This window comes from Streptomyces sp. SCSIO 30461 (genome assembly GCF_037023745.1).
GTDB lineage: Bacteria > Actinomycetota > Actinomycetes > Streptomycetales > Streptomycetaceae > Streptomyces.
Genome location: NZ_CP146101.1, coordinates 3524689 through 3549480, shown reverse-complemented (window position 1 = coordinate 3549480; position 24792 = coordinate 3524689). Strand labels below are relative to the sequence as shown.

The window sequence follows — 24792 nt, the reverse complement described above, 5'->3', positions numbered from 1 at the left end:
CGTCCCCCGCGCACTGCCACCCGCCGTCCGAACGCTCGACACCACAGCGCCGCGCACCTGCCCGCGGTGGACGTCCCTCAGCCGGAAGCCGCCGAGCGGCCCGCAGCGGGGGACGGAGCACGCCTCGGTCCCCGCACCCTTGCGGCACGGTCGTCCGCGGCCCCACGTCAGGCTGAAGCGGTCTGCCGCACCTGTGGTGCGGCGGTGTGCGCGTGCCATGCCTGGCTCGCGCGGCACGGGCTCCCGCCGAAGCACCCCTGTGGGGACACCTGCCCGGCGTCCTCGATCTCGTCGCGCTCAGCGCGGTACTGCGCGTCAGGGTCCTCCGGGGTCCCCTGGGGCAGGCCCACCTCCTCGCGGTCGCGGATCGCGCGCTGTTCGAGTTCGTCGGCTTCAGGCCGCCGTGGGAGTCCTCTGCTGTGGCCGTGGTCCGGATCGCTTTCGACGGCGCGGTTCGGCTTGTGGTGTCCCATCCGCGAAGCCTCCTCCGGGATGCATGTGTGAGCACGCGTGTGGCCTGACAGGTCCCCTTTCCGTCCTGCACACCGTCGGCCGTGTCGCCATCCGGGCGACTGCGGTCCATGACTGCTCACGGGGGCATCGCGTGTCGTATCCAGGAAGTGTTCGGCGGTCACCCTGGGTGATCACGGTGGATTGGCGCGTGCGGTTGTCGTCCGTCTTGCGGCACGGGATGCTGGGTGGGCACGAAGGGAAGCGGTGCCATGGATCGTTTTCCGAATGCGGCGAACGTCGATTTCCACAGTCCCCTGGACCCTTCCAAGGCCGCCACCGCGGTGCTGGACGACAAAGGCCGCGTCGTCGGGTGGGGGGTCTCTGCCCAGCGACTTCTCGGACACTCTCCCGAGGAGGCGCTCGGCCGGTCGACCGCCCCGCTGCTGGCGCCGACGTCCGGCCGCCGCCTGGCGGCCCTCTGCAAGGCGCACCAGCCCCGCAGTGTCGTCCTGGATCTCCGCCACCGGGACGGCCATACGGTGCGCGCGGCCGTGACGTTCAGCCCGCTGTCGCACCGCGACGGAGCGGCGGCCGTCGTGATGACCGCGGCCGAACTCGACGCGCTGCGCGGCTGGGAGGCGCAACTGGCGATGCTCCAGGCACTGGCGACCGAGTCCGCCGTGGGCTTGACGATCTTCGATACCGAGATGCGCGTCGTATGGGGAAACGTCTCCACCGACCTGGAGCTGGGAGGAGTTGCCCAGTACACCGGCCGGTCGGCCGCGGATCTCTTCCCGGAAGGCGAGTTCATCTCCCGCCACCACCCCCCGGACGAGGAACAGGTGATGCAGCACGTACTGACGACCGGGGAGCCGGTGGTCGGCATGCACTACCGCGGGCGCGCCCCCGCCGACCCTGTGCGCGAGCACGTCTGGTCGTGCTCGTACCACCGGCTGCTGGACGCCCGAGGCGAGCCGCTGGGTCTGTTCGAGGAGTCTCTGGACATCACCGACCGCTACCGCGCCCAGGAACGCCTGTCGCTCCTGGTCCGGGCGGGAAAGCGCGTCGGCGCCTCGCTGGACGTGCGCCGTACGGCCGCGGAACTCGCCGACGTGGCGGTACCGCAGCTGGCCGACGAGGTGCTGGTGGACCTGCCGCCGGCGGTCATCGAGGGACGGGAGCCGCCGACGCGCTCGGCGCCGGGGCACGGGCTGCTGCGGATGCACGGCCGCGCTCCTGAGGAGTTCCGCACCAGCCCCGTCTCCTACCCGCCCTCGTCGCCGCAGGCCCTGAGTCTTGCCACCGGCCGCTGCATCGCCGACACATACCCTGCCGAGGCACCGGGCGAGCCCTGGTCGACCGAATCCCGGTCCAGCCTCTTCGTCCCACTGCTCACCCGCGAGGCCGTCCTGGGCCTCGCCACCTTCCGGCGCACCAGCAATCCCGATCCCTTCGGCCCCGAGGAACAGGCGCTCGCGGTGGAACTGACCGAGCGGGCCGCCGTCGGTATCGACAACGCCCGCCAGTACACCAGCCAGCATGCGGCGGCCCTGGTACTGCAGCGAAGCCTGCTGCCACGGCACCTGCCCCGACAGAGCGCTGTCGACATCGCGTACCGCTACCTTCCCGCCGACAGCCGCGTGGGCGTGGGCGGCGACTGGTTCGACGTGATCCCGCTGTCGGGGGCCAGAGTGGGACTGACAGTGGGCGACGTGGTGGGCCACGGTATGCACGCCGCAGCGACCATGGGCCGGCTGCGTGCCACCGTACGGACCCTTGCGCTGCTGGACTTGGACCCGGCGGAGCTGCTCACACGGCTGGACGACCTGGTCGCGCAGGAATCGCAGCCCGAAGGGGGTGACGGACTGAGCGGTGGGGCCATGGTGGTCACCTGCCTGTATGCGATCTACGACCCGGTCAGCGGCCGGTGCGTCTGGTCCAGTGCTGGCCATCCTCCGCCGATCGTCGCCGACGCGAATGGCTCGGTGGCCATGTCCGCGCTGACCCCGGGACCTCCCCTGGGACTGGGCGTCCTGCCGTACGAGAACGTCGAGCTGGACCTGCCCGACGGCAGCGTGCTGGCGTTCTTCACCGACGGCGTCGTGGAAGACCGGGGCCAGGACATCGACAGCGGAATCGACCGCCTGGCCGAGGTGCTCACCTGGCAGCGGTGCCCACTGGAGGAGTTGTGCGACCGGGCGCTGTCAGCCCTGCCGCCCGGACCGCAGGTGGACGACGCCACACTGCTGCTCGTCCGCACCCGGCGGCTCGACGCCGAGCGGGTGGCGGACCTGGAGCTGCCGTCCGACCCGGCCATGGTGGCTCACGCCCGCACGCTCACCGAGAGCCAACTCAGAGCCTGGGGCCTGTCCGAGCTCTCGTTCACCGCCGAACTTGTGGTGAGCGAGCTGGTCACCAACGGCATCCGCTACTCCACCGGGCCGGTCGTACTGAGGTTGATCAGGGACCGCTGCCTGCTGTGCGAGGTCTCCGACAGCGCACACACCGCACCGCATCTGCGGCGGGCGCGCCGGGACGACGAGGGCGGCCGCGGCCTGTTCCTCGTCGCCCAGATGTCCCAGCGCTGGGGGACGCGGTACACCTCATCCGGGAAGACGATCTGGGCCGAGCTGACCATCCCCAAGGACCTGCATCGGGATCAGGGGCAGGTCACGGAAGCCCCGCTGAGCGCGGCTCGCGGCACCGTGTCGGGCACCGGCGCCCGCTGACCTTCGGGACGAGCACCGGCGCCCCGCTGACCTTCGGGACGAGACGAGCGCATCACCACCTGGCACACCGCGCGCCTCCCTCTGCACCCTCAACTGCACGTCGTGGGTGTCCTCCGGTACGCGTGCCGGTCCGCGCCGCCGCGCCTCCGAGTGGTCGCCAGGGCGCGCGAGATCGAGACCAGCAGGTCACGGTCCGCCTGCTCGGCCCGGCGAACGGCGGCCACCACACCGGCGCCCCGATCCGGGGCGGGTGGAACCTCGCGCGCTCGGGCATCGGACGCCGCCGTGAACATGGCCGCCAGGCCGGCGGCCGTCGCTTCGCGCTGCGAGGCACCGCTCCGCCTGGCCCGAAGGCAGGCCTGCTCGCGAATGTCGTCGGCGCAGTGGACGGACAGATCGCGCATCCAGTCGTGAATGGTCGTCATACGGTAGAGCAGCGTCTGCTCGGGACCTGCGTACCACGGCGGGGGCAGGAAGATGCTGTCGTTCCGGGTGTTCGCGGGGCTGCTGACCAGGCGCCACAAAGGCCGCAGGGCGGTGATGCCGACCAGAGGCTGCCACACGCGGTCGATCAGCGCGGGTCCGTACGCCGGCACGAGCAGCCCTACGCCGACCATCATTCCGCTGGCCGACATGAAGGGCGGCAGGCTCTCGTTCAGAGCGTCCCAGTCCCGGCCCGCCCAACGGGCTGCGATGGCCGCAAGCTTGAAGGAGCCGAAGACCACATTGGCCAGGGCCGCGGTGACCAGGACCATGAGCCCCACCCGCAGGCACGAGTCGACCGAGGTACGGGACCTGTGGGCCGTCTTCCCGCGGACGTCGAGGATCCAACCCCAGCACACCACCCCCGTGGCCACACCGGCAGCGACATACACGAGCAGGTACAGCACGAGCATCTGGCTGATGAAGGGCGTCGCGGCGTAGTAGGTGTCGAAGTCACGCGGACGCTCCACCGGGACGTCGCCCAGCGCGAAGAGCCCCGCCAACACGGCGATCACGCCACAGCAGCCGGTCTGCCACACCCGTACGCGCCGACGCGTGCGCGCGAGGTCTCCCGGCTCCCCTCGCCAGTAGGCCAGCAGCACCAGGGACGCGCACGCGAAGGCGGTCATGATGCAGTGGACGAGCAGGGCCGAGAGATTGCTGACAGCGGAGATCCGGTTGACGTACGCGACGGTGGGCGGAGCGGAGAGGACGAAGCCCGCGCAGGGAAGGAACAGCAGGGCGTACACCGCCCGGACCGTGGGGTTGCGCCACCCGCGAAGCAGCCCGGGCGACTTCACGAGCAGGGCCGCGCCCAGCACGGCGGCCGCGATGTAGTAGTCGGTGCCGTCCTGCATCAGCGTCCTCCCAGGGAAGCCCAGATGCGGCCCACCCGTTCGTCGGGAGCGGTGTGGCTGCGCCTGCCCTACAGGAAAGGCCGGAACTTGGCCGCCAGCAGGCGGCCGAACGTCTCCGCACGCCGTTCCTCCTCCAGGTCGTAGTCCGTGCGCGCGGCGGCGTACGCGACCGCGTCACCGAGATCCCACCGCTCTGCGAGCAACCGGGCAGCCGCGTCTCCCGCGGCCGGGTGGGGCAGACCGCGCCCGCGCTCCTTGCGGTGCCACAGCTCGTGTCCCAGGATCACCATCTGGTGCAGAGGGAGGGTGTGCTTCTCCACCGCGACCACTTCATGGTCACCGAGGTCGAGCCAGAGCCCGCTGACCGTGTCCGGTGGGAAGCAGTCAAGGATCACCTTCGATCGGAGGTCATCCCGCTGGTGCGGACACTGTCCCAGGAGGCGGTCATGTCTACCTCTCCTCGTATACGACTCTCCCTGTCCACGCCGTGGCCGTGTTCTCGGCGGTCGGCGGGCTGTCCGGCTCGGCCACGGCTGCCGCCGCTCACACCGCCACCGTCGCGTCGCGGGACTCGACAGGGCACGTGTGGTCCGGGGGCTTCTGCGGTCCTACGGATGGCCGCCTTCCCGCCGGGCACCGACGCCTCGGAAGCGGCCTGGGACTTCTTCGACGCGCGCACTGCGGGCTGAGCCGGCTGAACGTCGACGTGACCGAGCGCGGGGCGGCGGGCCTGCCTCGCCGGAACAGCCTCGGCCTACGGCCCGCTGACCTCGGCATACGGCTCGCTCAGAGGCTGATGGCCCAGCCGATGAACAGCGCTGCAAAGATCACGCTGCAGGCGACGATCAGCGAAAGGATCATCACGGGGTGCTCCCAGAGACCACCGTCCGGACGCTCCTGATGGGCCTCGGCGGTGGATGCCTCCACCGGTGGCGTCTCCTGAGGCGGTACGAGTGGATCGACCATCGCTCTCTCCCGTCGCTCACGACTCGAGGAGTGCCGCACCGGCTTCCCGGCACGCGAGATGCCGACAGCGGCTCTCCGGCCCCGACCCGCTGCCCCGGCGGGTCCTCGCCCCGGCGAGGCGTGGCCGGCTTCCGCAGCGGAGACGGGCTGTCTTCCCACTATGCGACACACTTCCGCGCCGCGCGGCCCCTGAGAGCCGACGCCGCTCTGCGTTTCGCCGTGTGGGGAGCCTCGCGATTCTGACCGCCGGTGCCTTGGGCGGCACTCGGGGGCTGGTCGCCCTGACACTCGGCACGCTGCTCCTCGACACCGCGATGCAGTGCGGAATGGTCGCCAACCAAGTCCGCGTCTATGCCGTGCGCACCGATGCCCGCAGCAGGCTCAACACCGCTTACATGACCTGCGCCTACCTGGGCGGCAGCGCGGGATCCTGGCTCGGCGTGCGGGTCTGGAGCAAGGCCGACTGGTGGGGCGTGTGCGTGTTCGTCGCGCTGCTCGCCGCACTCGCCTTGGGCCGGCACCTCATGGCACTGCACAAGCAGCCGCGACGCACCGACGCTCGGAGCGTATGTAAACCCGCCCTGGGCTCAGCGTCCGGGCCGACGTCGACCAGCCCTCAGACCCGGCCCCAGCCCCAATCCCGACCCGGCTTTCGAGACCGGAGCAGCCGGCGAGTACGGCCCTCAGCTGCAGCCGGTCCCCTTCGGGAGGGAAGCGGCGTTGACCCGCCGTTCGGAACGCCATCGAGCGGCGGGCACCTACGGGTGGTAGAGGGCATGGGCGAGAGTCGGGTCGGCAGGCCCGTCCTGACCGAGGTCGAGGAAATAGTCCACCTGCCATGCCTGCGTGCTGCGGGCCTGCCGGTTGGCCGCGGTCACCCACGGCGGGTACACACGGAATCCGCGTTTCCCGCCGGAGCCTTCACCGGAGACGATGTTGCGCTCGCACAACACCCTGCACGGGAACACGAACTGTCCGAAGCCGTCGCCGTCGCGGCTGCTGATGACGAAGAGGTCCACGCCGTCGTCGGCGTCGAAGGGCCGGATCGGCCCCTCTTCAGACCGCTGCCACACGGTGACGAACTGTCCCGCCTTAGCCGGAGTGGTCTTGGCCGCGCGGAACCGAACCGAGCGGTCATCCAGCGCGAACGAGCAAGCCGCGTACTCAGCACTCTCCGGCTCGGGCGCCGGCAGCGAGCAGACGAAACCACTCGGGTCGTACACCAATGCCTTTGCTGCCAGCAGGTCATTGTGAAGCCCCGCCCACGGCTGATTCGAACCCATACCGTCATCCTGCCATCGCACCCGCGTACACGGCTTCGGCCCCGTATGGGGCTGTCGTCCATCAAGAAGGGATCTTGCTGTGCGGACATGCTCAGGCCATGGTCGGCGCGCCCGTCCGGCCTCGCCGGTGTCCGATCGACGACATACGGCTACGCCCCTGTCGCGTGCGTCATCACCTATGTGTTCCCGATGTCGGGATCACCGTGGAGGAAGAGCAGCAGCTTCAACTCGCCGTGCCGATCGCGGTCCACGTAGAAGGACCATGCGTATGTCGATGGATGTCGATGGAGCCTCAGGCCGCCCAGGCCGCCGCACATGGCCGCACCCCCGTCCACACACGCTCTCAGCCTGGCTGCCTGATGCTCTCGAAGATTCGGGCGAAGCCCTCCCCTCCGTGGCCCGCATCGATCTGGCGTCGGATGAGGCGCTGGACCATGGCGACTGCTTCGGAGCTGATGCCCTGGTCGGAGCTGGCGGTCAGAAGGTCGCCGAGGTCCGAGAACCGGTCCCGAAGACAGAACACCAGGGTGTCGCACCCGGTGGCACACCACCGTTCAAAGTTGGTACTTGAAGCCGATGTGTGATCCCACGAAGCCGAGTCGCTCGTAGAACCGGTGGGCCTCCGGCCGCGCCATGTCCGAGGTGAGCTGGACCAATGAGCAGCCCTGGCGGCGGGACTCCTCGATCGCCCACTCGATCAGCTGCGCACCGAGTCCCTGTCCGCGCTCCGAGCTGTGTACCCGCACACCTTCGATGACCGACCGGGTGCTGCCGCGGCGGGAGAGGCCGGGAATGACGGTCAGTTGGAGGGTGCCGACGACCATCGGACCCCGCACCGCCACCATGAGGAACTGGTGGGGATCTGTCCGCAACCGCTCGTATGCGGCGAGATAGGGACTCAAGTCGTCCGGAGACTCGCGTGCGGCTCCCCGTGTGTCGTCGGCCAGCATGGCGACGATGGCGGGGATGTCGCCCGAGACGGCGGTCCTGATGTCGATGTCTGTCATGCGCCGCATGATATTCGGACGCGCTCCGGCAGCCTCCCGGGATGCGGGATCTCGCTGCACCGGTTCGTCGACGGCGAGCCCGAGACGCTGGATGAACGGGTGACCAGGGAGGTGCTGGCACCCCACGCCGTGAAAGCGGATCCGGACACCGTGGAGGTGCTGATCCGGGCAGCCGAGGGCGGAGAGGCGGAGCTGAGCGTGAGTGCCGACGGCATCATCGTGCACCGCTTCCCGGCCGGTGGAGTCGTGGACATCGTCGCCGAACTGGCCGACCGTCTCGGCGCAGCTGTCGTTCTGCCGGACGGTGTCCTGGTCAGTGGCGAGGAGCAGCGCGCGAACCTGCCCGACGGACTGCGGGAGATGGCCGTCGTGGTCGAGATGACGGGTTCGTCGCTGCAGGGCGCGCTCGACGAGTGAGTGGTGCGGGTTCCGCCGTGGGTGGCCGGGGACGCCGGTGGCGGGCGGACGGATCGTTTCGGTACTCGGCGGCGGGTGCTCGGTGGTGGGGGTCGCGCCTCTCCCGGATCCGCGAGCACGAGTCAGTGTCCCGCACCGCCCGGTGCGAGGGTGTACAGCAGCTGCTGGGTCTGGGCCACGACGCCACCGAGCGAGGTGGCCTCCTCCTGGTCCTCCCTCGTGACCCAGGTCTTCAGCTTGCGGTGCGCCTGCCGGGCCTCGGAGAGACTGTCGGCGCGCCGCGATCGCGGGTCGTCACCCTCCGCCGGGGCGCCCTCCCGCGGCAGCGGTGCGGAGGCATCCCGGGGCGCCACGGCAGCCCGCCGGCGACCACCACGACTCCGTAGGGCCGACGTTCCCAGCCTGGCACCGGCCATCCCGCCGCGCAACGCAGCCGTGCGTCCTGACGACATGGTCGCCTCGCGGCGTCTCACGCGCGTCCGGCGTCCTCGCGTTCAGCCGACGAGAAGCTCGGCTCGTTCGACCGTCGAGAAGTCCGGTGACGGCCCCGGCCGGGTGGCGAAACCGTGTGTGCAGGCGAGCAGATCACGGGCACGCACGGACGCGGTGGTGACCAGTGCTCCCCCGGGTCGGCCCCGGCTCCGGCGGCGGACAGGTTCTGCCCGAGTCTCGTACGGGGACCGCTGCTCGGCGGTGAGGGAGGCCGGGCGGTCGGTCTCGGTCTTCGGCGGGAGCTCGGACGCGATGCCCGGATCCGGCTTCCTGCGTCGGAGCGACGGGCTGACCAGCTCCGCCGGTCGCCGTGCTGTGGAGCCGTACCCACGCTCCTGACCCGGCGGTGGCCCGAACCCCGCGCGTTCTCCTTGTGTCGGCCTCGATGGCGCCGACCCAGCGGCGGCGGAAACGGCGTGAACGCCGGCGCGGCGCAGGTCGCTGCTGCTCCCTGCGTTCAGCCGTGCCCGGCCGCGAAGGCGGCTGTCGACGTGTCGTCCAGGTCCACGCAGCATCCGTAGCCCCAGTAGACGTAGTAGTGCGGGGTCGCCAGCTGGCGTCGACAGCTCATGCAGACCACCTGCTGGTGGGGATTGGCGCGGATCACGGCCGCGTCCTTGAGGCTGAAGACCGCTCGGGTGGTCTCCAGCCCGTGCTCCTCGATGCCCTGCTTCACGAATTCAAACGCGCCGTACGTGTGGCCGTTGGGGCACTTGATGCGGTTGGAGTAGGCCGAGCCGCACGCCGCGGCTCCGAGCTCGCTTCTGATCCGGGTCATTTCCTCGTCCGACACCGGCTCGAGTCCCATGTGCTTCATCCGCTGCGGTGTCCAGTACCACGCGTTGACTGCGGAGAATTGAGCACGGGTCAGGTAGAAGGTGGCGGTCCTACCACTCTTCACGGTGGCTTTCACAGCATCCACGACGATGCTGTCCTCAGCCATGATGACGGCCCTGCCGCCACCGACGACCGACTCGATGTCAGCGAGCGAGGACGGGTCCATGGTGCATCACTCCGCAGCAGGCAAAGGCCGGTGCGAACCCCGGCGCGGGTCTCTGTCGCTGTGATGCTCTGTCAGCTCAGTATCCGCTGCAACCGGGAACAGCCGTCCGGGTGCGCACCGCCACGCATGGTTCACGCGTTCCTGGCCCCGACCTCCGCACGGACCCCGGCCACGGACTCGGGCTCGGACCTGGACCCGAGTGGAAACACACACGGTACACACCTCCGCCGAGACCACCGCGCGGCGTGGGCGCACCCCTGACCGATGACACGTTTCAGCTGCTCACCGCACTGTGCGAACGGGATCTCCGCCTCCTCGCCGTCGGTGGCGCGTCTGCCGCGACGCCGGGCGGAACCGCGACAGGAACGTGTGATGTGCAGGGGGATCACAAATAGTGGGCATTGCTCTACTCTTCCGCCATGCCGAGGCCCCGCAGTGCCCTGAGCGTCCTGTTAGCCGTCTTGTTCCTTCTCGTCGGCGCGACGTCCGCGATGGCGCACGAAGAACGTCCCGTGGACTTTCCCGACGGTTCGGGGAGTGTGCCGCTCTATCGAAGCGCGGAGCCCGATCTCCTCGTGTGCAAGACCGACCGTGCCGACTTCGATCGGCGCGTCTCCGGCTTCCCGGCGGAACTGAAGGACCGCAATATCCGGCTCTTCGAGCGCTGTCAGGACAACGGGTTCCGGCATCTGCAGGAAGCGGTGAACGCCGTCGACAAGCCGGGCATGGGCATCGCGATTCTGCCGGGGCTGTATCTGGAGGAACCGACCCAGTCGGCGCCAACGGGCGAGTGCACCCGGCTCAAGGCGCCCAATTCGTCGTTCGGATACCAGATCCTGTCGTACGAGCAGCAGGAGAAGTGCCCCAACAACCAGAACCTGATCGCGATTCTCGGCAAGAGGGATCTGCAGATCGAGGGCACCGGCGCCAGCCGCAACGACGTCATCATCGACGGCGGGTACAGGAAGCTCAACATCATCCGGGCCGACATGGCCGACGGTGTCTACTTCAAGAACTTCACCGCGCAGCGCTCGACATTCAACTCCCTCTACGTCCTGGCGAGCGACGGATTCGTCATCGACGACGTGCTCACCCGCTGGAACGACGAGTACGGTTTCCTGACCTTCGCAAGCGACCACGGCCTGTACAAGGACTGCGAGTCCTACGGCAACGGCGACTCCGGCATCTATCCGGGCAGCGCCTCCGACGTCAACAGCGAGCGGGGCCACGACGTCGAGCGCTACTCCATGGAGATCACGGGCTGCCGCAGCCACCACAACATGGTCGGCTACTCCGGCACGGCCGGCAACTCGGTCTGGGCGCACGACAACGAGTTCGACCACAACATGGCGGGCGCCACCATGGACAGCGCCTTCCCCGGCCATCCCGGACTCCCGCAGGACCACTCGAAGTTCGAACGCAACCTGATCCATGACAACAACCAGGACTACTACCGTCATGTACGGGACGGCACCTGCGCCAAGCCGCCCGCCGAGCGGGGGTACGAGAAAGGCGTCGTCTGTCCTCAGATCTCGGTCCCGGTCGGATCCGGCGTCGTCATCGCCGGCGGCAACTACAACCTCTTCCAGGACAACTGGATCTACGGCAACCAGCGAACCGCCTTCGTGCTGCATTCCGTGCCCGGGTTCGTGCGTGGCGAGGAGGGCGTGGGAAAGCAGTGGGACACGTCCCACCACAACCGCTTCATCGGCAACCGCCTCGGCATCGACCGGGAGGGAAACCCCCGCCCCAACAGGACCGCCGTCTGGTGGGACGGCCAGGGCGAGGGCAACTGCTGGTCCGGCCTCACGGGTCCGGGCAACCCGCGGACGCTCCCGGCGTGCGGTGACACACCGGGTGAGGTGTCGGGAGGCAGCGACCGCATCGTCGGCGAGCCGGTGAAGCTGGTGCAACTGCTGGTGTGCTCGGAGTACGACGTGCGCGCCCGCAGGCTCCCCGCGGGATGCGACTGGTACGGCGCGCGGGGTGTGGAGCGGATCGAGACCCAGATCGCGATCGCCGTGGCGGCCGTGCTCGCACTCGTCGGCGGGGTGCTGTGGCGGCGGACGTTGCGCCGCGACCGGTGGGGGACCGCGGCCGCCGCGGTCGCGCTGATCGGACTCGTGGTCGGTGTGATCGGTTCGGCGAGGTCGTACGAGCACACGGTGATCCCGACCGTGTCGCTGTTGCTGCTCGGGCTCGGATGGGCCGGTATGGGCCTTCGGTTCCTTCGACGACGCAGGGTGTTCGGCTGGGTGACCGTGGGGCTGGGTGCACTCACCTTGCTCGACGCCTGGGACAAGTCCGTCGTGATGATCCCCTGGACTCCGCTCGGCCCGGCGTGGCTGCGGGCCCTGGTGGGTGCGGCGTGGGTGGTCTGGGCGGTGATCGCTGCCGCAGGCCGGTCGGAACAGGCGGGCGCCGCCCCGAACCGTAGCCGTCACCAGGACCGGGCTACGGCTACGGGCGACGTACGCACCGAGAACTCGGAGGAGCCTGGGCCGGACACAAGGACGGGGACGTCATGAGGAAGCGAACGGCTCCGTTGTGCCTCGCCACGCTCGCCATCGGCACGGCCCTCGCGGTCACCCTGACAGCGGTCGGCTGTGCCCGGCCCACCACCCACCACAAGCCCGGGACCAGCCACGACACGGCAACAACCCCCGTCGCTCCGGCAACCCGGCCGCCCGACGACTCAGGCAGTGACATGCGGGATCGGGACGACCGGGACTCCGCTCCGTCCACCAGAACCGTCCGCATCACCGTCACGGGCAACGAGGTCAGCCCCGCCCCCGGCCGTGTCGAAGTGGCCAAGGGCACCCGGGTGGCCCTCGTCGTGACCAGCGACCAGGCCGACGAACTGCACGTTCACGGCTTCGACATGACCACCGAACTGATGCCGGGACGCGCCCGGACGTTGTCCCTCACGGCCGACCGGACGGGCCTGTTCGCGGTCGAGACCCACGAGTCGGGGCTCGTACTCACCCAGCTCGTCGTCCGCTGATGGCAGGGCTCACCGATGCGGCGCCTCGGCATGCCGCCGCGGCAACCTTCCCGCTCCCGGCCGGCATACGCCCATGATCCTCGACGTCGACCATGCCCTTGGCCTCGCCCACGGCATCGGCAGCCGCCAGGACCTGCCCATCCCAGCCTTCTACGCCTATGCCGGAGCCTTCACGGCCCTGCTCGTCTCCTTCCTCGCCCTGGGCCTGCTCTGGCCCACCCCGAGATTCACTGGCGACACGGCCGGGCGTCCACTGCCGACCGCCCTCCAACGCGCTGCGGACGGCGCACTCTTGCGAGGCATCCTGCAAGCGTTGGGCCTCGCCGCGGCGGTCTTCGTCGCCGCCCATCTCCTCCTCGGCCCCGACGACCTCGACCGCAACCCCGCCCCCGGCGCGGTCTACGTCCTGTTCTGGGTGGGCCTGGTCCCCGCCTCCGTTGTCTTCGGCCCCGTCTGGCGTCTGCTGAACCCCCTGCGCACGCTCCATTCCCACGCCTGCCGCGCCCTCGGTCGCGACCCTCGCTCCGGGCGCCCTCTCCCGAGGGCCATGGGCTATTGGCCCGCCGGCGTGGGACTGTTCGCCTTCACCTGGCTCGAACTCGCCTCAAGGGAGCCCGCCTCACGCGCCGCCCTGCTCACCTTCCTCCTCCTCTACGCCGCGGCCCAGCTCGGCGGAGCAGCGGTGTACGGGGCACGGTGGTTCGACCGCGGCGACGCCTTCGAGGTGTACTCCGCGCTACTCGGTCGCCTCTCTCCTCTGGCCCGCCGCCCGCACGACCGGCTTCTCGTGTTGCGCAGCCCCTTCAACAGCCTGGACGCCGTCCCTGTCGCCCCAGGGCTCACCGCCACGCTGTGCGTGATGCTGGGCAGCACCGCCTACGACGGCTTCTCCAAAGCGCCGTGGTGGATCACCACGCTCCAGACTTCGCCCCTCGGCCGGACCGGTGCCGCCACCCTTGGGCTGGCCGCCTCCTGCGCCATCGTCGCCCTGCTCTACGCCTCCTGTGCCATCGCCGCACGCCTCATCTCGGGCCCGGGTCAGGAGCGTCCCACCAACGCCTTCGCGCATTCCCTCATCCCCATCGCCACCGGCTACCTCTTCGCCCACTACCTCTCACTCTTCATCATCGAATCCTCACGCACAGTCACCATCGCATGGGGCGCTGACAATCCGCCCCCACCCGCGGACCTCCTGTCGCCAAGCGCCCTGGCCTCCCTCCAGGTCACAGCGATCGTCCTCGGCCATGTCCTCGGAGTGATCGCCGCCCACGACCGATCCGTCCGCCTCTTCCCTCCCTCTCGCGCTGTCGCCGGACAGCTCCCCCTGCTGGTGCTCATGATCTGCTACACCGTCGGAGGCCTGACACTGCTACTGGAGGCATAGACCGAATCACTACCCAACGGGCAGACACTCGGCGAGCAGGTCGACCATGTCACGCCAGGCTCGCTGCGCGTGTCGCGGGTGGTGGCCGACTCCGGGGGGCACGGTGTGGCCGACCGGTGGCTGGTGGAACGCATGCAGGGCTCCACCGTAGACCGCGAGACGCCAGTCGACGCCTGCCGCCTGCATCTCGGCGGCGAACGCCTCCCGTTGTGCGGGCGGCATCATCGGGTCTTCCGAGCCGACTCCGGACCACACCGGGCAGCGAATGCGTGCTGCCTCGCCCGGGACACCCGTGGTCAGTGCGTTGACCGTCCCGATCGCGCAGTTCTGGCCCACGACAAGTGAAGTCGGCGGAGCGGACCGCACCGAGGTTCTCGACCTCGCGCCGCTGCCCAGCACCCGGCCCCAAGATGGAGTGTGTCGATTCGACAAGTCTCGGCGGCCTCGCCCCCGCGACACGCTCGTGACTAGGCTTCCACCGGAATCCCCGGGCAAGGGGCCCGGTTCCGGTGGGAGATGCCATGGTTGTCGGTCGAGTGGTGCGTTTTGACAGTGCGCGGGGCTTTGGGTTCGTCGCGCCCGAGAGCGGTGGGGACGACGTGTTCCTGCACGTGAACGACATGCACGTGGCCGAGGAATACGTGCGTCCCGGCGTGAGGGTGGAGTTCGAGATCGAGAACGGCGAGCGCGGGCCGAAGGCGTCCGCGGTCCGCCTCGCATCAGGCACGGAAGCAAGGGCCGCGGTACCGTTCGACGATTCCCTGTGCGACGTTCTCGGCGCGGATGAGTTCGTCCGGGAGGTCACCGAGGTTCTCCTGACATCGGTCCCGTCGCTCACCGGCGAGCAGATCCTACAGGCCCGCGCCGGACTGGCCCGGTTCGCGAAGGACCACGGCTGGACCGAGGGCTGATCCGCCTGCGGGCCACGCGCAGCAGCAGATTGCGGGCATCGGAAAGTCGGCCGCACCGGGCAGCCGGTGGCGTCCGATTCTGATGCGGGCACTGCTCCCGCCTGCCGCCATCACCCAGCGCTTCCTGCGTGCGGCCCACTTCGCGAAGATCGAGCAAGCCGCCAGGGCGACCGGGCCAACCACGGCTCAGTCGGGTAGCCGGATCACGTTGCCGTGACCCGGCCCCCTCAGAACCGGACGTGCCAGTCATCCCGGCATCCGGCTCAAGCAAGCCACGTGGGCTTCGCAGGTCAGCAGGTTGATGTGGTCCGTTCGCCGTCGCCCGCATGGTGCTGGCGATGACACTCGGAGTGCACGAGGCGAAGGTTGTTCCGCTCGTCCGAGCCACCGTGGCGCCGGTAGGTGAAGTGATGCTTGTGGAGCATCTTCTTCGAGGCCGCGAACCAGTTGATCCACTCGCGTGGACTGTCCGGTTCGTACTCGGCTCCGGCGATCAGCGCTTGCTTGCAGAGGGGACAGAGCCCCTGCTGCCGGACCGCCAGGAGAAGACTCGTCTTGTCCATCGGCGGCGGCGCTTTCCTGCGGCGGCGGTCCCGCCAGTACCCGGCCAGGTCGGGGTCGTCTGGAGACGATCCGCCCTTGACGAGCTGGTGGCGGACGATGCCGGTCCAGGAGAACTTGGGCAGGAAGGCGCCGTTGCCGCGGTCGCCGAAGACCCATCGGTCCTGCCTGGACGGGTGGAACCTGCCGAAGTACCGGTCCACGACCCAGTACCTTGACTTCTTGGGATGGCCTCGCCTGGCCCAGTTCCAGGTCAGGCGCCACATGTAGTGGTCCAACGACGCGAACGTCGTCGTGGAGGACATCGCCCGGTAGTAGGCCGACCAACCGCGAACGATCGGGACGAGCCTGCGCAGTACGGCCTCGGCGTTGGTCCCGTGAAGGGCTTTCACCTCGGTCCGTAACCGCTCCCGGAGCCTCTTGCAGGCCGCCGTGCTCGGTTTGATGATCAGTTTGCCGCCCGTCCGGCGGACGGTGAAGCCGAGGAAGTCGAATCCCTCGTCGAGGTGGACGACCTTAGTCTTCTCCTCGTTGAAGCGAAGACCTCTCGGCTTCAGCCAGTCCTCCAGCCGGGTCCTGACCTGGTGCACCTGGGCTTCGTCGTGGCAGAGCACCACGAAGTCGTCGGCGTATCTCACCAGCACGGGAGTGCCTGGGGATGCGCCGGGTTCTCGCCCGGCTCGCACCACTCTGTATCGGCACCCTGCGGCCTGTTCCAACCCGTGCAGAGCGACGTTCATCAGCAGCGGGCTGATCACACCGCCTTGAGGAGTTCCTTCCTCCGTCGGTGCGAATCGACCTCGGTCGACCACTCCCGCCTTGAGCCAGCCCCGGATCAGGTCCCTGGCGGGGAACTGGCCGATGGAGGTCATCAGGTGGTCGTGGTCGATGCGGTCGAACGCCGCTGACAGGTCCGCGTCCAGCACCCACTGACGTTTCGAGGACTTGCCCTTCACCGTCAGGAAGATCGCCATGATCGCGTCCTGGCAGCTGCGGCCGGGCCGGAAGCCGTAGGACCTCGGCTCGAACCGCGCTTCCCACTCGGGCTCCAGCGCGTTCTTCACGCGGGCCTGGAGCACACGGTCACGGATGACCGGGATGCCGAGCGGTCGCTGTTTCGCGTTGCTCTTGGGGATGAATACGCGCTTGACGGGCCTGGCCTTCCAGGGCTGGGACGACCGATGGATCTCGGCCGCCAGCTTCCCCCTCGCCGCAGGGGTGAGGGCTCGCTCCCCGTCGATGCCGGCGGTCTTGCGACCACTGCTCTGCTGCGTCACCCGCTTCACGCTGACCAGCGTGTTGCTCCGGCTTCGCAGCATGAGCTTCTGCAAGTTGCGGACCTTCTTCAGGTCCCCGTCCTGCGTCGCCTTGAAGATCCTCTGCCTCAGTCGCCGTACGTTCTCCTCGCACTCGGCCCAGTCGATGCTGTGCCAGTCGAGTATTTCGTCCTCCGGTCCGTTCACCGCAGCCGCCGAAGGCTCAGCCAAGACCGTGCCCCCAATTCGCGCCTCCAGTACCTAACTTGTCCTTCGGTTCTGACGTCCTTGCAGCGGTGACTTCAAAGGCTCACCTGATCCACGTGGGCTCCCTTTCGGGCCGGACCACCAAGGCCCGTATCCGGCGAGTTATGCGGGAGCGGGTGAAGGTCCCGTTCTCCCGGTTTCCTCTGGCCTTTCGGCCCACCGGCCTTCGCTTCTTGGATCATCCTTCTCCCGCCGGGGAGTTCAGCTCTCCTTGCGGTCGGCCTACCGGCTCTTCGCCTGGACCCCGACGGGGTTTCCACGTTCCGCACCAGTAAGACGCGGCTGGGGTGGGCGCCCCCTTTGCCCCGGGACCAGCGGTGTCCTCCCCTCAAGTCTCAGCTTCCTGAGGGTCGCTCGGTGCCTCACAGCACCGGGTCCTGTGACCGCCGTTTGCTTACCATCGCGCGGTCTTGAAATCACGGGGCGTCGTCAGGGGTTCACTCGCGTTCGCCCGTCCAGCCTTCCCCTCACCTGTGTCGCCTCGATGGCCGAGGCGTCCTTGGGCTTGAGCGCTCAGCTCCGCACCCCGCCGTTGCCAGCGACGCACGTGAGCGCGGGGACGGGCCTTGGACACTGGCCCGAAGCTCAGCCGATCGATACCTCCTTCATCTGGCTGTCCTTAGAGACCGCGCGGATAGGCGCGGTTGGGGATACCGGCAACAGAACGGGCACAGGTCCCGGTGATCATGGAGTTGTCTACGCTCTGTGATCACATGGAGGGCCTGTGCCCACGCTGCCATCATGGCTGACCGAACCGCTCTGGGACCAATTCGCTGCGCTGCTGCCCGAGAGGCCGGAGTACCACCCGGACCATCCACTCGGTTGCCACCGTCGACGCATCAGCGACCGGATCGTCTTCGACAAGATGCTGCAACTGCTGCGCTTCGGCTGTTCTTACGAGGCGATCGCCGACACAACATGCTCGGCCACCACGATCCGAAGCCGTCGCGACGAGTGGATACGACTCGGCGTCTTCGCCCAGCTCAAGCAGATCGCGCTCGACTCCTACGACCGGATCGTTGGTCTCGTCCTCAACCAGATCGCGGTCGACGGCTCCATCACCAAGGCCCCCGGAGGCGGCGAAGCCGCCGGACGTTCACCGGTCGACCGCGGCAAACAGGGCCTCAAACGCTCGGGCATGACGGACGGGTACGGCATTCCACTGGGGCGTGTCCTGGCCGGTGCCAACCGCCACGACTCCCCGTTGCTCGCACCGACCCTGGACCGCCTGGACGACCTCGGACCGTTACCCGACGACATCACCGTGCACCTGGACGCCGGCTACGACTCGGACAAGACCCGCGCGCTGCTCAGCGAACGCGGCCTGCACGGACGCATCGCGCACAAGGGCGCGAAGGCGCCCATCCAGGCCAGTCAGCGTTGGCATGTCGAACGCACCCACGCGTGGCAGAACGCCTTCCACCGGCTCGCCCGCTGCTACGAGCGGCGCACCACCGTCATCGACGCATTCTTCGACCTCGCCGACGTGATCATCACCGTGCGTAGTCTGATCCGGCAGGCATGGACGACTCACCGCTGGGACGAACGCCCGAACCACCGACCATGACCGCATCCCTATCCGCACGGCCTCCTACAGGGGCCGCGAGTCCGTTGTCAGTGCCCGGTGTTACTTTCTGTGACGTGACCGATCACGCGCTATGGCTGCTGCGGCAGGACCGCCGCTTGGCCAAACTGGCCGCCTTCCCCTTCGGCTTCGACCTGGACCGCGCCGCCCACGGCCATGTCGAGGAGGTCCGCCTCGCCTCGGGTGGGCCGCTGGAGACGGTAGCCGGGGACGATACCGGCGGTACGTACTTCGTGTGCGCGGACGGCTCGGTGCTCTACGCCGATTCGGAGGGCGCCGCGGGGATCATCGGCTCCAGTGTCGACGAGGCCCTTGAGCTCGTGATCGGCCTGCCCGGCTGGCGCGGCTACACACGTATGTCGTCGGACGACAGCGAGGAGAAGATCCTGGCGTGCGTCGCGGAGACCGAGGACGAGATCCGTGAGCACTACGGAATCGACGACGAGCGTGCCGAGCTCCGGGCGGTGCTGGGCTTCCCGAATCGCTCCCCGGTCGAGCTGGTGGGCAGGCTGCGTGCCGCGCTGCTGCGCACCGAGCCGGAGTTCGTACTGCTCAATGCGGATGAGGGGTGTGCGTACGACCGGATAGGCCCGGCCGGTCCCCCGCTGTGGGAGCCGGTGCTCGCGGCGGGCCACGCCGATCTCGCCCGGTTGCGGGAGGGCGACTGCACGGCATGGCGTGAAGTCGCCGAGGACCCGGTGCGGCGCCGGATCACCCTGCGGGCCGCGCAGTTCGACCGCGCCGAGGGCGATCTGGAGCTGCTGCGGCATCTGCTGCGGCACGAGACACGGTCGTCGATGACGGACGAACTGACGGCTCGCGGCCGTGCTGGTGGGGCTGGCCGGGGACACCGGAGATCTGCCGCTGCTGCTTGAGGTCCGGAAGACGGACTTCGACACGGCGTGCGGCTTGAGCGAAATACCGGAACCGGGTGCAAGCGCGGACGAGTTGCAACAGTGGGCGCGGGAGCTCGACGAGTCGATGTTCGGGACGAACCCGTCGGACGAGCCGGTCTCCACATGGACCGACCTGGCGCGGGACCAGGGGATGACGGACCTCGCGCGGGTGACGCTGATCCGCGAACTCGACAGCATCTTCATGGACCAGAGCAGACTCCGCCGCCCCAAGGTGCCCCGCAGCCTGGCCACGGATCCGCTGGACTGGCTCGCCCGGGACTTCGAGGAACTCGGCGACCTTCCCCAGGCGCTGCGCGCCCAGCGCCTGTACGCCGCCCTTCAGGAGACGGCATGGGACCGGGCCTCGGCCGGCTACACCCTGGCCCGCCTCGAGCGGGAGGCGGGCCGGTTGCCGCAGGCGGCGGACAGCCTGGCCGCCGTGCGCGACGCCCTGGCCACCCCGGGCGACGACTCACTGCTCCACTGGCAGCGGGTCAACCTCGGCCGCTTCATCGCCGAGGAGCACTACCGGCTCACCCTCGCCCTGGCCGACGCGGGCCGCCCCGAGGAGACCCGTGCCCTCCTCGCGGCCGCCGACGCCGTATTCGGCGAGCTCTCGGGGAACGCCGCGAACGGCGTCCGCGAGCTCGCCGAGCGGACCGCTGCGAGAGTGCGGGAGGTCAACTGAGGACGGGCACGGCGGGCGGGCGGTCCGCCAGGAAGCCGTGTGCGCGGCAGACCAGGTAGTCGGCCTGTTCCGGCAGCAGGATCACGCCACCCTGCTGTGCACCGCTGAGCGTGGGGTTCCACCGCCCGTCCTCCAAATACCCGGCCTTGAGCATCTACCGGATCAGCCGCAGAAATCATCCATCGTGGATTCTCTCCTCCAGACTTGCGAGCAGCACCTCGTGATCCAGGCTGCCGAAGCAGTCTCCCCGCCCGCTACTACGAGCGGCGCACCACCGTCATCAAGGCATCCTTCGACCTCGCCGACGTGATCATCACCGTGCGTAGTCTGATCCGGCAGGCATCGACGACTCACCGCTGGGACGAACGCCCGAACCACCGACCATGACCGCATCCCTATCCGCGCGGCCTCTTACTTACTTGGAGCGACCTCGTGTCGCACCTGATCGCTTCAGAATGAGCTGCGGTTGCAGACCGGTCGTCGCGGGGGACATCGTGGGGCGGTCCAGGCCTTGCCCGTCAGTGGCTCTCGCTATCGTCGAGGTCATGGCCTCAAGCGATCACCTGCTCGATCTGATCCGGAGCACGCCGGATGCCCACGGGCTGCTGCGGGCGACCTTCGAGTTCGATGTCGAGCGGAGGGAGTGCGGTGATGGCCTGAGGCTTGCCTCTGGCGCGTCGCTGGAGCCGATCGCAGGGGATTTCACCGGTGGGGCGTACTTGCTCTGTGCCGAGGAAGAAGGCCGCCGACCGGTCGTGTTCGCGAGCTCCACTGGCGCTGAGTCGGACGGAGTCCCGACCGTTTGACCAGCCCACACTCGCGGCTCCGTTGGCATCTGACGGGAGGTTTCGGCAGACTCTGCGCGTGTGTCTGCTGGCCCGGTTCCTGATGACCTGTGGGAGCCCATAGCACCGAACTTACGAGAAGATTCAGCAGAAGGCCGTCTCACGATGGGACGTGATGTTCGAGCGACACGATGCCGGTCATGAGTGCCGATCTGTCGAAGCGCCTGGTTCCCCTGACGCACTCTGGGAGCCGGTTGCCCCGTTGGTTCAAGCACGGTGACCGGAGCGAGTACCCACCGCACATGACGACGGGGCTGACCGACGACATCATCGCGGCCGAGAAGGACGACCCGGAGATCTGGGACGAATACCAGAACATCGGTCCTGGCGACGACCCGGAGGCGATGGGGATCGTCGACCCGGTCGACAACATGCTCGGCATCATGAGAAAGGATGCGGACAGCCGCGTCCGCCTCGGCCTGGATCTGCGTCACTCGCCTCGATAGCGCTCGCCAGTATCCGCGCGCAGGATGTCTTGTCGGCGTGGTCCAGCAAGCGTATGTTCGTAAGCGGTGTGCCGGGAAGTCTGGTCGGCGATCAGGGGCATGTGCCCGCCGCGCTGACTGTGGAAGGGCCGCATGGTCTCCCCTGCCATCCTTACGGAGTCCCTGACCAAACGCTATGGCCGCGTCCTGGCACTGGACAACCTGGATCTGAGCGTTCCCCCAGGCGTGGTGTTCGGCTTTCTTGGTCCTAACGGTGCGGGCAAGTCCACCACCATCAGGCTGCTGCTGGGACTTGCCCGCCCCACCGTCGGCCGGGTATCGATCTTCGCCACCGACGCGGCTGACGTCGCAGCGACGCACCGGCACCTGGCCTACGTGCCGGCAGACGTGGCGTTGTGGCCGCAGCTGACCGGGGCGGAAACGCTGCAACTGCTGGCGCGTACGGGCCCCGGAACAGATCTGCCCTACCGGGACGAGCTGGTCGAACGGTTCGACCTCGACCTGTCCAAGCCGGGCCGGGCGTACTCAACGGGAAACCGGCAGAAGGTGGCGCTGGTGGCCGCGTTCGCCACCCGGGCGCCCCTGCTCGTGCTGGACGAGCCGACCAGCGGCCTGGATCCGCTGATGGAACGTGAGTTTCGCCGCGCGGTCCGCGAGGCACGGGACAACGGACAGACCGTGTTCCTCAGCTCCCACCAGCTCGCCGAGGTAGAGGCCCTCTGTGACACGGTGGCGATTCTGCGTGCCGGGCGACTCGTCGACGTTGCCGCCGTGACTGACCTGCGACGTCTGCACCGCACCGAGGTGACTGTGTGCTTCACGGGCACACCACCGGACCTGACCCGGGTCCCCGGCGTGGAGAGCGTTGAGACGACCGGCCCGGCGTCCATTCGATTCACCCTCACCGGCCCCCCGGGGCCTGCGCTACGAACACTGGCAGCGGCAGACGTGGCCGGCCTCGCGGTGCGGGAACCCTCACTGGAAGAAATCTTCCTCGGCTACTACGGCGGGCAGAGGCGATGACCGTCATGCACGCGCCGGCCGGGCGCACCGGCTCCCCTATCGTGGCGAGGCGTGCGGTGACGGCCCTGGCTCTGCGTCAGACCAGACGCGGCGCGCTCGTCGTTGCCGGACTGGCGGCAGCGATGTCGGCGATGACGGTGGCCGCCCATCACAGCACGGTCAGGGATCAGGTGGATGTGGTGGCCCTGGAGGCGCTGGCTGCGAATCCAGCGATCCGCACCATGTTCGGGGAACCGGTCGCACTGGGTGACGCCGGCGGATTCGCGGTATGGCGCACAGGGACAGCCTTGGCGGTTGTACTGGCGGTGTGGGGACTGCTCGCTGCAACGCGGATCACCCGGGGCGAGGAGGATGCCGGCCGGTGGGATGTTTTGCTCGGGGGGCGGGTAGCGGTCAAGACCGTGGTCGCACGCCACATCGCCGTTTTGATGGTCGCGTCTCTGTTCGTTGGCGCAGCTGCGTTCGTCGGCCTGGTCGCGGCGGGTGCGACTGCGGGCGGCGCCGCAGCGCACGGCGTCGGCTTGGCCTTGTGCGGCGTGTTCTTCGCCGCGGTGGGGACCATGACCGCTCAGGTGTGCGCGACACGGTCGTCGGCCAGCGGCGCGGCAGTGGCAGTTCTCGGCATCAGCATGCTGCTCAAGATGATCGGGGACGGTGTCGCCGTCCTGGGGTGGCTTCGCTGGCTCTCGCCTTTCGGCTTGGCAGTGCTGGCCCGCCCCTACGACGGGAACCAGATCAGGCCGCTGGTGCTTTTGGGGGTCGCCTGCGCAGCGGTCACCACGTGCGCTGTGGCCGCTTCAGGGCGGCGTGACATCCGCGGCGGCCATCTGCGCATCTCCTCCGGCCGGTCACCGCGAATGAGCCTGCTCGGCTCGGTTCAGGCGTTCGCGCTACGGCGGATGGTGCGGCCTCTGGCTGCCTGGTCCGTTGGTGTCGGCTCGTACTACCTGATCGTCGGGGTGCTGGCTATGTCCATGACGGAGTTCCTCACCGACAACCCGCGGTTCGCCGATCTCGCTGCGGAGGCCGGCTTCGCCGGTCTCGGCACCGTCCAGGGATACACCGGCACGCTGTTCACGCTGCTAGCGCTCCCGACGGGGGCTTTCGTCGCAGTGCGACTCGCCACGCTCACCGCCGACGAAACCAGCCGACGGCTGACCCTTCTGTTCGCCCAGCCCATGGCCCGGACGAGAGTACTCATGGGTGAGATCGCCGTGGTTCTCGGCGGCACCATCGTGCTCACCACCGTCGCCGGCCTCGCCGCCTGGATCGGCACATGGGCCGCCGGCGCCGACCTCGGCCCTGCCCGGGCACTGTCCGGGGCCTGGAACGTACTGCCCATCACGCTCCTCTGCCTGGGCGCCGGTGTACTCGCGGTGGGCTGGACCCCGCGCGCGGTCGCTGTCATCGGATCGTTCCCGGCCGCGGGTGGTTTCCTGCTGAAAGTCATCGCCGACAGTTCCGACTGGCCTGCGTGGATTGGCCTGCTGTCTCCGTTCGCACATCTGGGGGCAGTGCCTGCGGAACCCGTCAACTGGCCCGCAGCTGTTCTCATGGCAGTCCTCGCCACGCTCGCCGCGGCCCTGGGTGCTGTCGGCTACAGACTCCGGGACCTACGCATCTGATCTGACCTGTGGCCCACCCAGGACGTGGACGGACTTCCCGGAACACGCTCCGCGCGAGCCTGCAAAGGAGGCGCCGACCGCCCGATCCGCAAGGCCTCCGTTGCCGAAGCACGGAAGGCACCCGCGACGATCTGCAGGATTACGTCGCCGACAAGCTCGGCGAGGACGGGCGGCATCCCCATCATCGACGACACCGGGGGTTCATCAAGTAAGGGCACCACCTCAACAGGGGTGCAGCGCCAGTACTCCGAAACCGCCGACCGGACCGAGAACCGCCAGATCGGCGTCTTCGCCGCCTACGCCTCCGCAAGCGGCCGAACCCTTGGTCGACTGCGAGCTCTGCCTCCCGAAGTCCTGGACCGAGGACCGGAACGCTGCCGCACCGGAAGGGTCCGCGAGGATGCAACTGCCGTTCCCCACGAAGTGAAGCCCTTGAAGAGCCCCACCATGACCCCGGCGGAAGGCGACAGCGGCTCCACAGTCCGTTCACGTGAACTCTCGCCGGCTGCTTGACACTCCCGAATATTCGGGTGAAGCCTTCTTTCCCGGACCGCATGGCCGGCGGCATCATCGACCTGATGTTGCGTCAGTTGGGTCGGCAAGGGTCTGAT

General features: G+C 68.8%; 24 protein-coding genes and 3 pseudogenes. 15 read left to right on the top strand and 12 right to left on the bottom strand.

The window, feature by feature from the left end; translation table 11 throughout:
- Positions 1-167: 167 nt before the first annotated feature.
- The gene (locus V1460_RS15655; RefSeq protein WP_338674330.1) at positions 168-473 is read right to left on the bottom strand and encodes a hypothetical protein; all 306 of its coding nucleotides are present in this window, start codon (positions 471-473) and stop codon (positions 168-170) included.
- A gap of 249 nt (positions 474-722) precedes the next feature.
- Between V1460_RS15655 and V1460_RS15650 the strand changes: the two genes are divergently transcribed.
- Positions 723-3182 (top strand): SpoIIE family protein phosphatase, encoded by a 2460-nt coding sequence (locus tag V1460_RS15650; RefSeq protein WP_338674329.1) that lies wholly within the window; start codon positions 723-725, stop codon positions 3180-3182.
- An 89-nt stretch (positions 3183-3271) separates the two neighbouring features.
- On the opposite strand, the gene V1460_RS15645 is transcribed toward V1460_RS15650, so the two are convergent.
- The 6 genes from V1460_RS15645 to V1460_RS15620 form a co-directional block, all read right to left on the bottom strand.
- Positions 3272-4522, bottom strand: a complete 1251-nt coding sequence (locus V1460_RS15645) for a DUF6545 domain-containing protein (protein WP_338674328.1) — start codon at positions 4520-4522, stop codon at positions 3272-3274.
- 68 nt (positions 4523-4590) lie between these two features.
- A complete protein-coding gene (locus V1460_RS15640; protein ID WP_338674327.1) occupies positions 4591-4917 on the bottom strand; it encodes a hypothetical protein in 327 nt (108 codons plus the stop codon).
- 391 nt (positions 4918-5308) lie between these two features.
- Complete coding sequence (locus tag V1460_RS15635) at positions 5309-5488, bottom strand: DUF6480 family protein (RefSeq protein WP_338674326.1); 180 nt, start codon at positions 5486-5488, stop codon at positions 5309-5311.
- Positions 5489-6246: 758 nt separating this feature from the next.
- A complete protein-coding gene (locus tag V1460_RS15630; RefSeq protein WP_338674325.1) occupies positions 6247-6771 on the bottom strand; it encodes a MepB family protein in 525 nt (174 codons plus the stop codon).
- A gap of 343 nt (positions 6772-7114) precedes the next feature.
- Entirely contained in the window at positions 7115-7294 is a 180-nt protein-coding gene (locus V1460_RS15625; RefSeq protein WP_338674324.1) for a hypothetical protein, read from the bottom strand.
- Positions 7295-7325: 31 nt separating this feature from the next.
- Entirely contained in the window at positions 7326-7778 is a 453-nt protein-coding gene (locus V1460_RS15620; protein ID WP_338674323.1) for a GNAT family N-acetyltransferase, read from the bottom strand.
- A 99-nt stretch (positions 7779-7877) separates the two neighbouring features.
- Here V1460_RS15620 and V1460_RS15615 point away from each other — a divergent pair, with 99 nt between their 5' ends.
- Positions 7878-8195 carry a hypothetical protein gene (locus V1460_RS15615; protein WP_338674322.1) on the top strand — a complete coding sequence of 106 codons (318 nt, stop codon included), beginning with the start codon at positions 7878-7880 and terminating at the stop codon, positions 8193-8195.
- A 122-nt stretch (positions 8196-8317) separates the two neighbouring features.
- On the opposite strand, the gene V1460_RS15610 is transcribed toward V1460_RS15615, so the two are convergent.
- A complete protein-coding gene (locus tag V1460_RS15610) occupies positions 8318-8548 on the bottom strand; it encodes a hypothetical protein (RefSeq protein WP_338674321.1) in 231 nt (76 codons plus the stop codon).
- Between the two features lie 596 nt (positions 8549-9144).
- Positions 9145-9690 carry a hypothetical protein gene (locus tag V1460_RS15605; protein ID WP_338674320.1) on the bottom strand — a complete coding sequence of 182 codons (546 nt, stop codon included), beginning with the start codon at positions 9688-9690 and terminating at the stop codon, positions 9145-9147.
- A gap of 419 nt (positions 9691-10109) precedes the next feature.
- Between V1460_RS15605 and V1460_RS15600 the strand changes: the two genes are divergently transcribed.
- The 3 genes from V1460_RS15600 (at position 10110) to V1460_RS15590 (ending at position 14078) form a co-directional block, all read left to right on the top strand.
- The gene (locus V1460_RS15600) at positions 10110-12218 is read left to right on the top strand and encodes a right-handed parallel beta-helix repeat-containing protein (protein ID WP_338674319.1); all 2109 of its coding nucleotides are present in this window, start codon (positions 10110-10112) and stop codon (positions 12216-12218) included.
- A complete protein-coding gene (locus tag V1460_RS15595) occupies positions 12215-12694 on the top strand; it encodes a hypothetical protein (protein ID WP_338674318.1) in 480 nt (159 codons plus the stop codon). The genes V1460_RS15600 and V1460_RS15595 overlap by 4 nt, the downstream gene beginning before the upstream one ends.
- A 73-nt stretch (positions 12695-12767) precedes the next feature.
- A complete protein-coding gene (locus tag V1460_RS15590; protein ID WP_338674317.1) occupies positions 12768-14078 on the top strand; it encodes a hypothetical protein in 1311 nt (436 codons plus the stop codon).
- Positions 14079-14087: 9 nt separating this feature from the next.
- Here V1460_RS15590 and V1460_RS15585 read toward each other — a convergent pair.
- Positions 14088-14399, bottom strand: a pseudogene (locus V1460_RS15585) (dienelactone hydrolase family protein); the annotation flags it as partial.
- A 200-nt stretch (positions 14400-14599) separates the two neighbouring features.
- On the opposite strand from V1460_RS15585, the gene V1460_RS15580 reads away from it, so the two are divergent.
- Entirely contained in the window at positions 14600-14989 is a 390-nt protein-coding gene (locus V1460_RS15580) for a cold shock domain-containing protein (protein WP_338674316.1), read from the top strand.
- Positions 14990-15279: 290 nt separating this feature from the next.
- Here the strand turns inward: V1460_RS15580 and ltrA are convergent, their stop codons facing one another.
- The gene (ltrA, locus tag V1460_RS15575; RefSeq protein ID WP_338673644.1) at positions 15280-17037 is read right to left on the bottom strand and encodes a group II intron reverse transcriptase/maturase; all 1758 of its coding nucleotides are present in this window, start codon (positions 17035-17037) and stop codon (positions 15280-15282) included.
- Positions 17038-17797: 760 nt separating this feature from the next.
- Here ltrA and V1460_RS15570 point away from each other — a divergent pair.
- The 3 genes from V1460_RS15570 (at position 17798) to V1460_RS15560 (ending at position 20242) form a co-directional block, all read left to right on the top strand.
- A complete protein-coding gene (locus tag V1460_RS15570) occupies positions 17798-18640 on the top strand; it encodes an IS5 family transposase (RefSeq protein ID WP_338674315.1) in 843 nt (280 codons plus the stop codon).
- A gap of 74 nt (positions 18641-18714) precedes the next feature.
- On the top strand, positions 18715-19533 hold the full coding sequence (locus V1460_RS15565) for a hypothetical protein (RefSeq protein ID WP_338674314.1): 819 nt from the start codon (positions 18715-18717) through the stop codon (positions 19531-19533).
- Positions 19484-20242, top strand: a complete 759-nt coding sequence (locus V1460_RS15560; protein ID WP_338674313.1) for a hypothetical protein — start codon at positions 19484-19486, stop codon at positions 20240-20242. Before V1460_RS15565 ends, V1460_RS15560 begins: the two co-directional genes overlap by 50 nt.
- Positions 20243-20324: 82 nt before the next feature.
- Here the strand turns inward: V1460_RS15560 and V1460_RS15555 are convergent.
- Positions 20325-20486, bottom strand: a pseudogene (locus V1460_RS15555) (RNA-directed DNA polymerase); the annotation flags it as partial.
- Between the two features lie 5 nt (positions 20487-20491).
- Here V1460_RS15555 and V1460_RS15550 point away from each other — a divergent pair.
- From V1460_RS15550 to V1460_RS15525, 6 genes and pseudogenes are all read left to right on the top strand, one after another.
- A pseudogene (locus V1460_RS15550) lies at positions 20492-20629 on the top strand (IS5/IS1182 family transposase); the annotation flags it as partial.
- Between the two features lie 158 nt (positions 20630-20787).
- Positions 20788-21048, top strand: a complete 261-nt coding sequence (locus V1460_RS15545; RefSeq protein WP_338674312.1) for a hypothetical protein — start codon at positions 20788-20790, stop codon at positions 21046-21048.
- A 281-nt stretch (positions 21049-21329) separates the two neighbouring features.
- A complete protein-coding gene (locus V1460_RS15540) occupies positions 21330-21533 on the top strand; it encodes a hypothetical protein (RefSeq protein WP_338674311.1) in 204 nt (67 codons plus the stop codon).
- Between the two features lie 132 nt (positions 21534-21665).
- On the top strand, positions 21666-22556 hold the full coding sequence (locus V1460_RS15535) for an ABC transporter ATP-binding protein (RefSeq protein ID WP_338674310.1): 891 nt from the start codon (positions 21666-21668) through the stop codon (positions 22554-22556).
- On the top strand, positions 22553-24181 hold the full coding sequence (locus V1460_RS15530) for a hypothetical protein (protein ID WP_338674309.1): 1629 nt from the start codon (positions 22553-22555) through the stop codon (positions 24179-24181). Before V1460_RS15535 ends, V1460_RS15530 begins: the two co-directional genes overlap by 4 nt.
- A gap of 24 nt (positions 24182-24205) precedes the next feature.
- A complete protein-coding gene (locus V1460_RS15525) occupies positions 24206-24694 on the top strand; it encodes a transposase (protein WP_407077462.1) in 489 nt (162 codons plus the stop codon).
- The last annotated feature ends 98 nt before the right edge of the window (positions 24695-24792 follow it).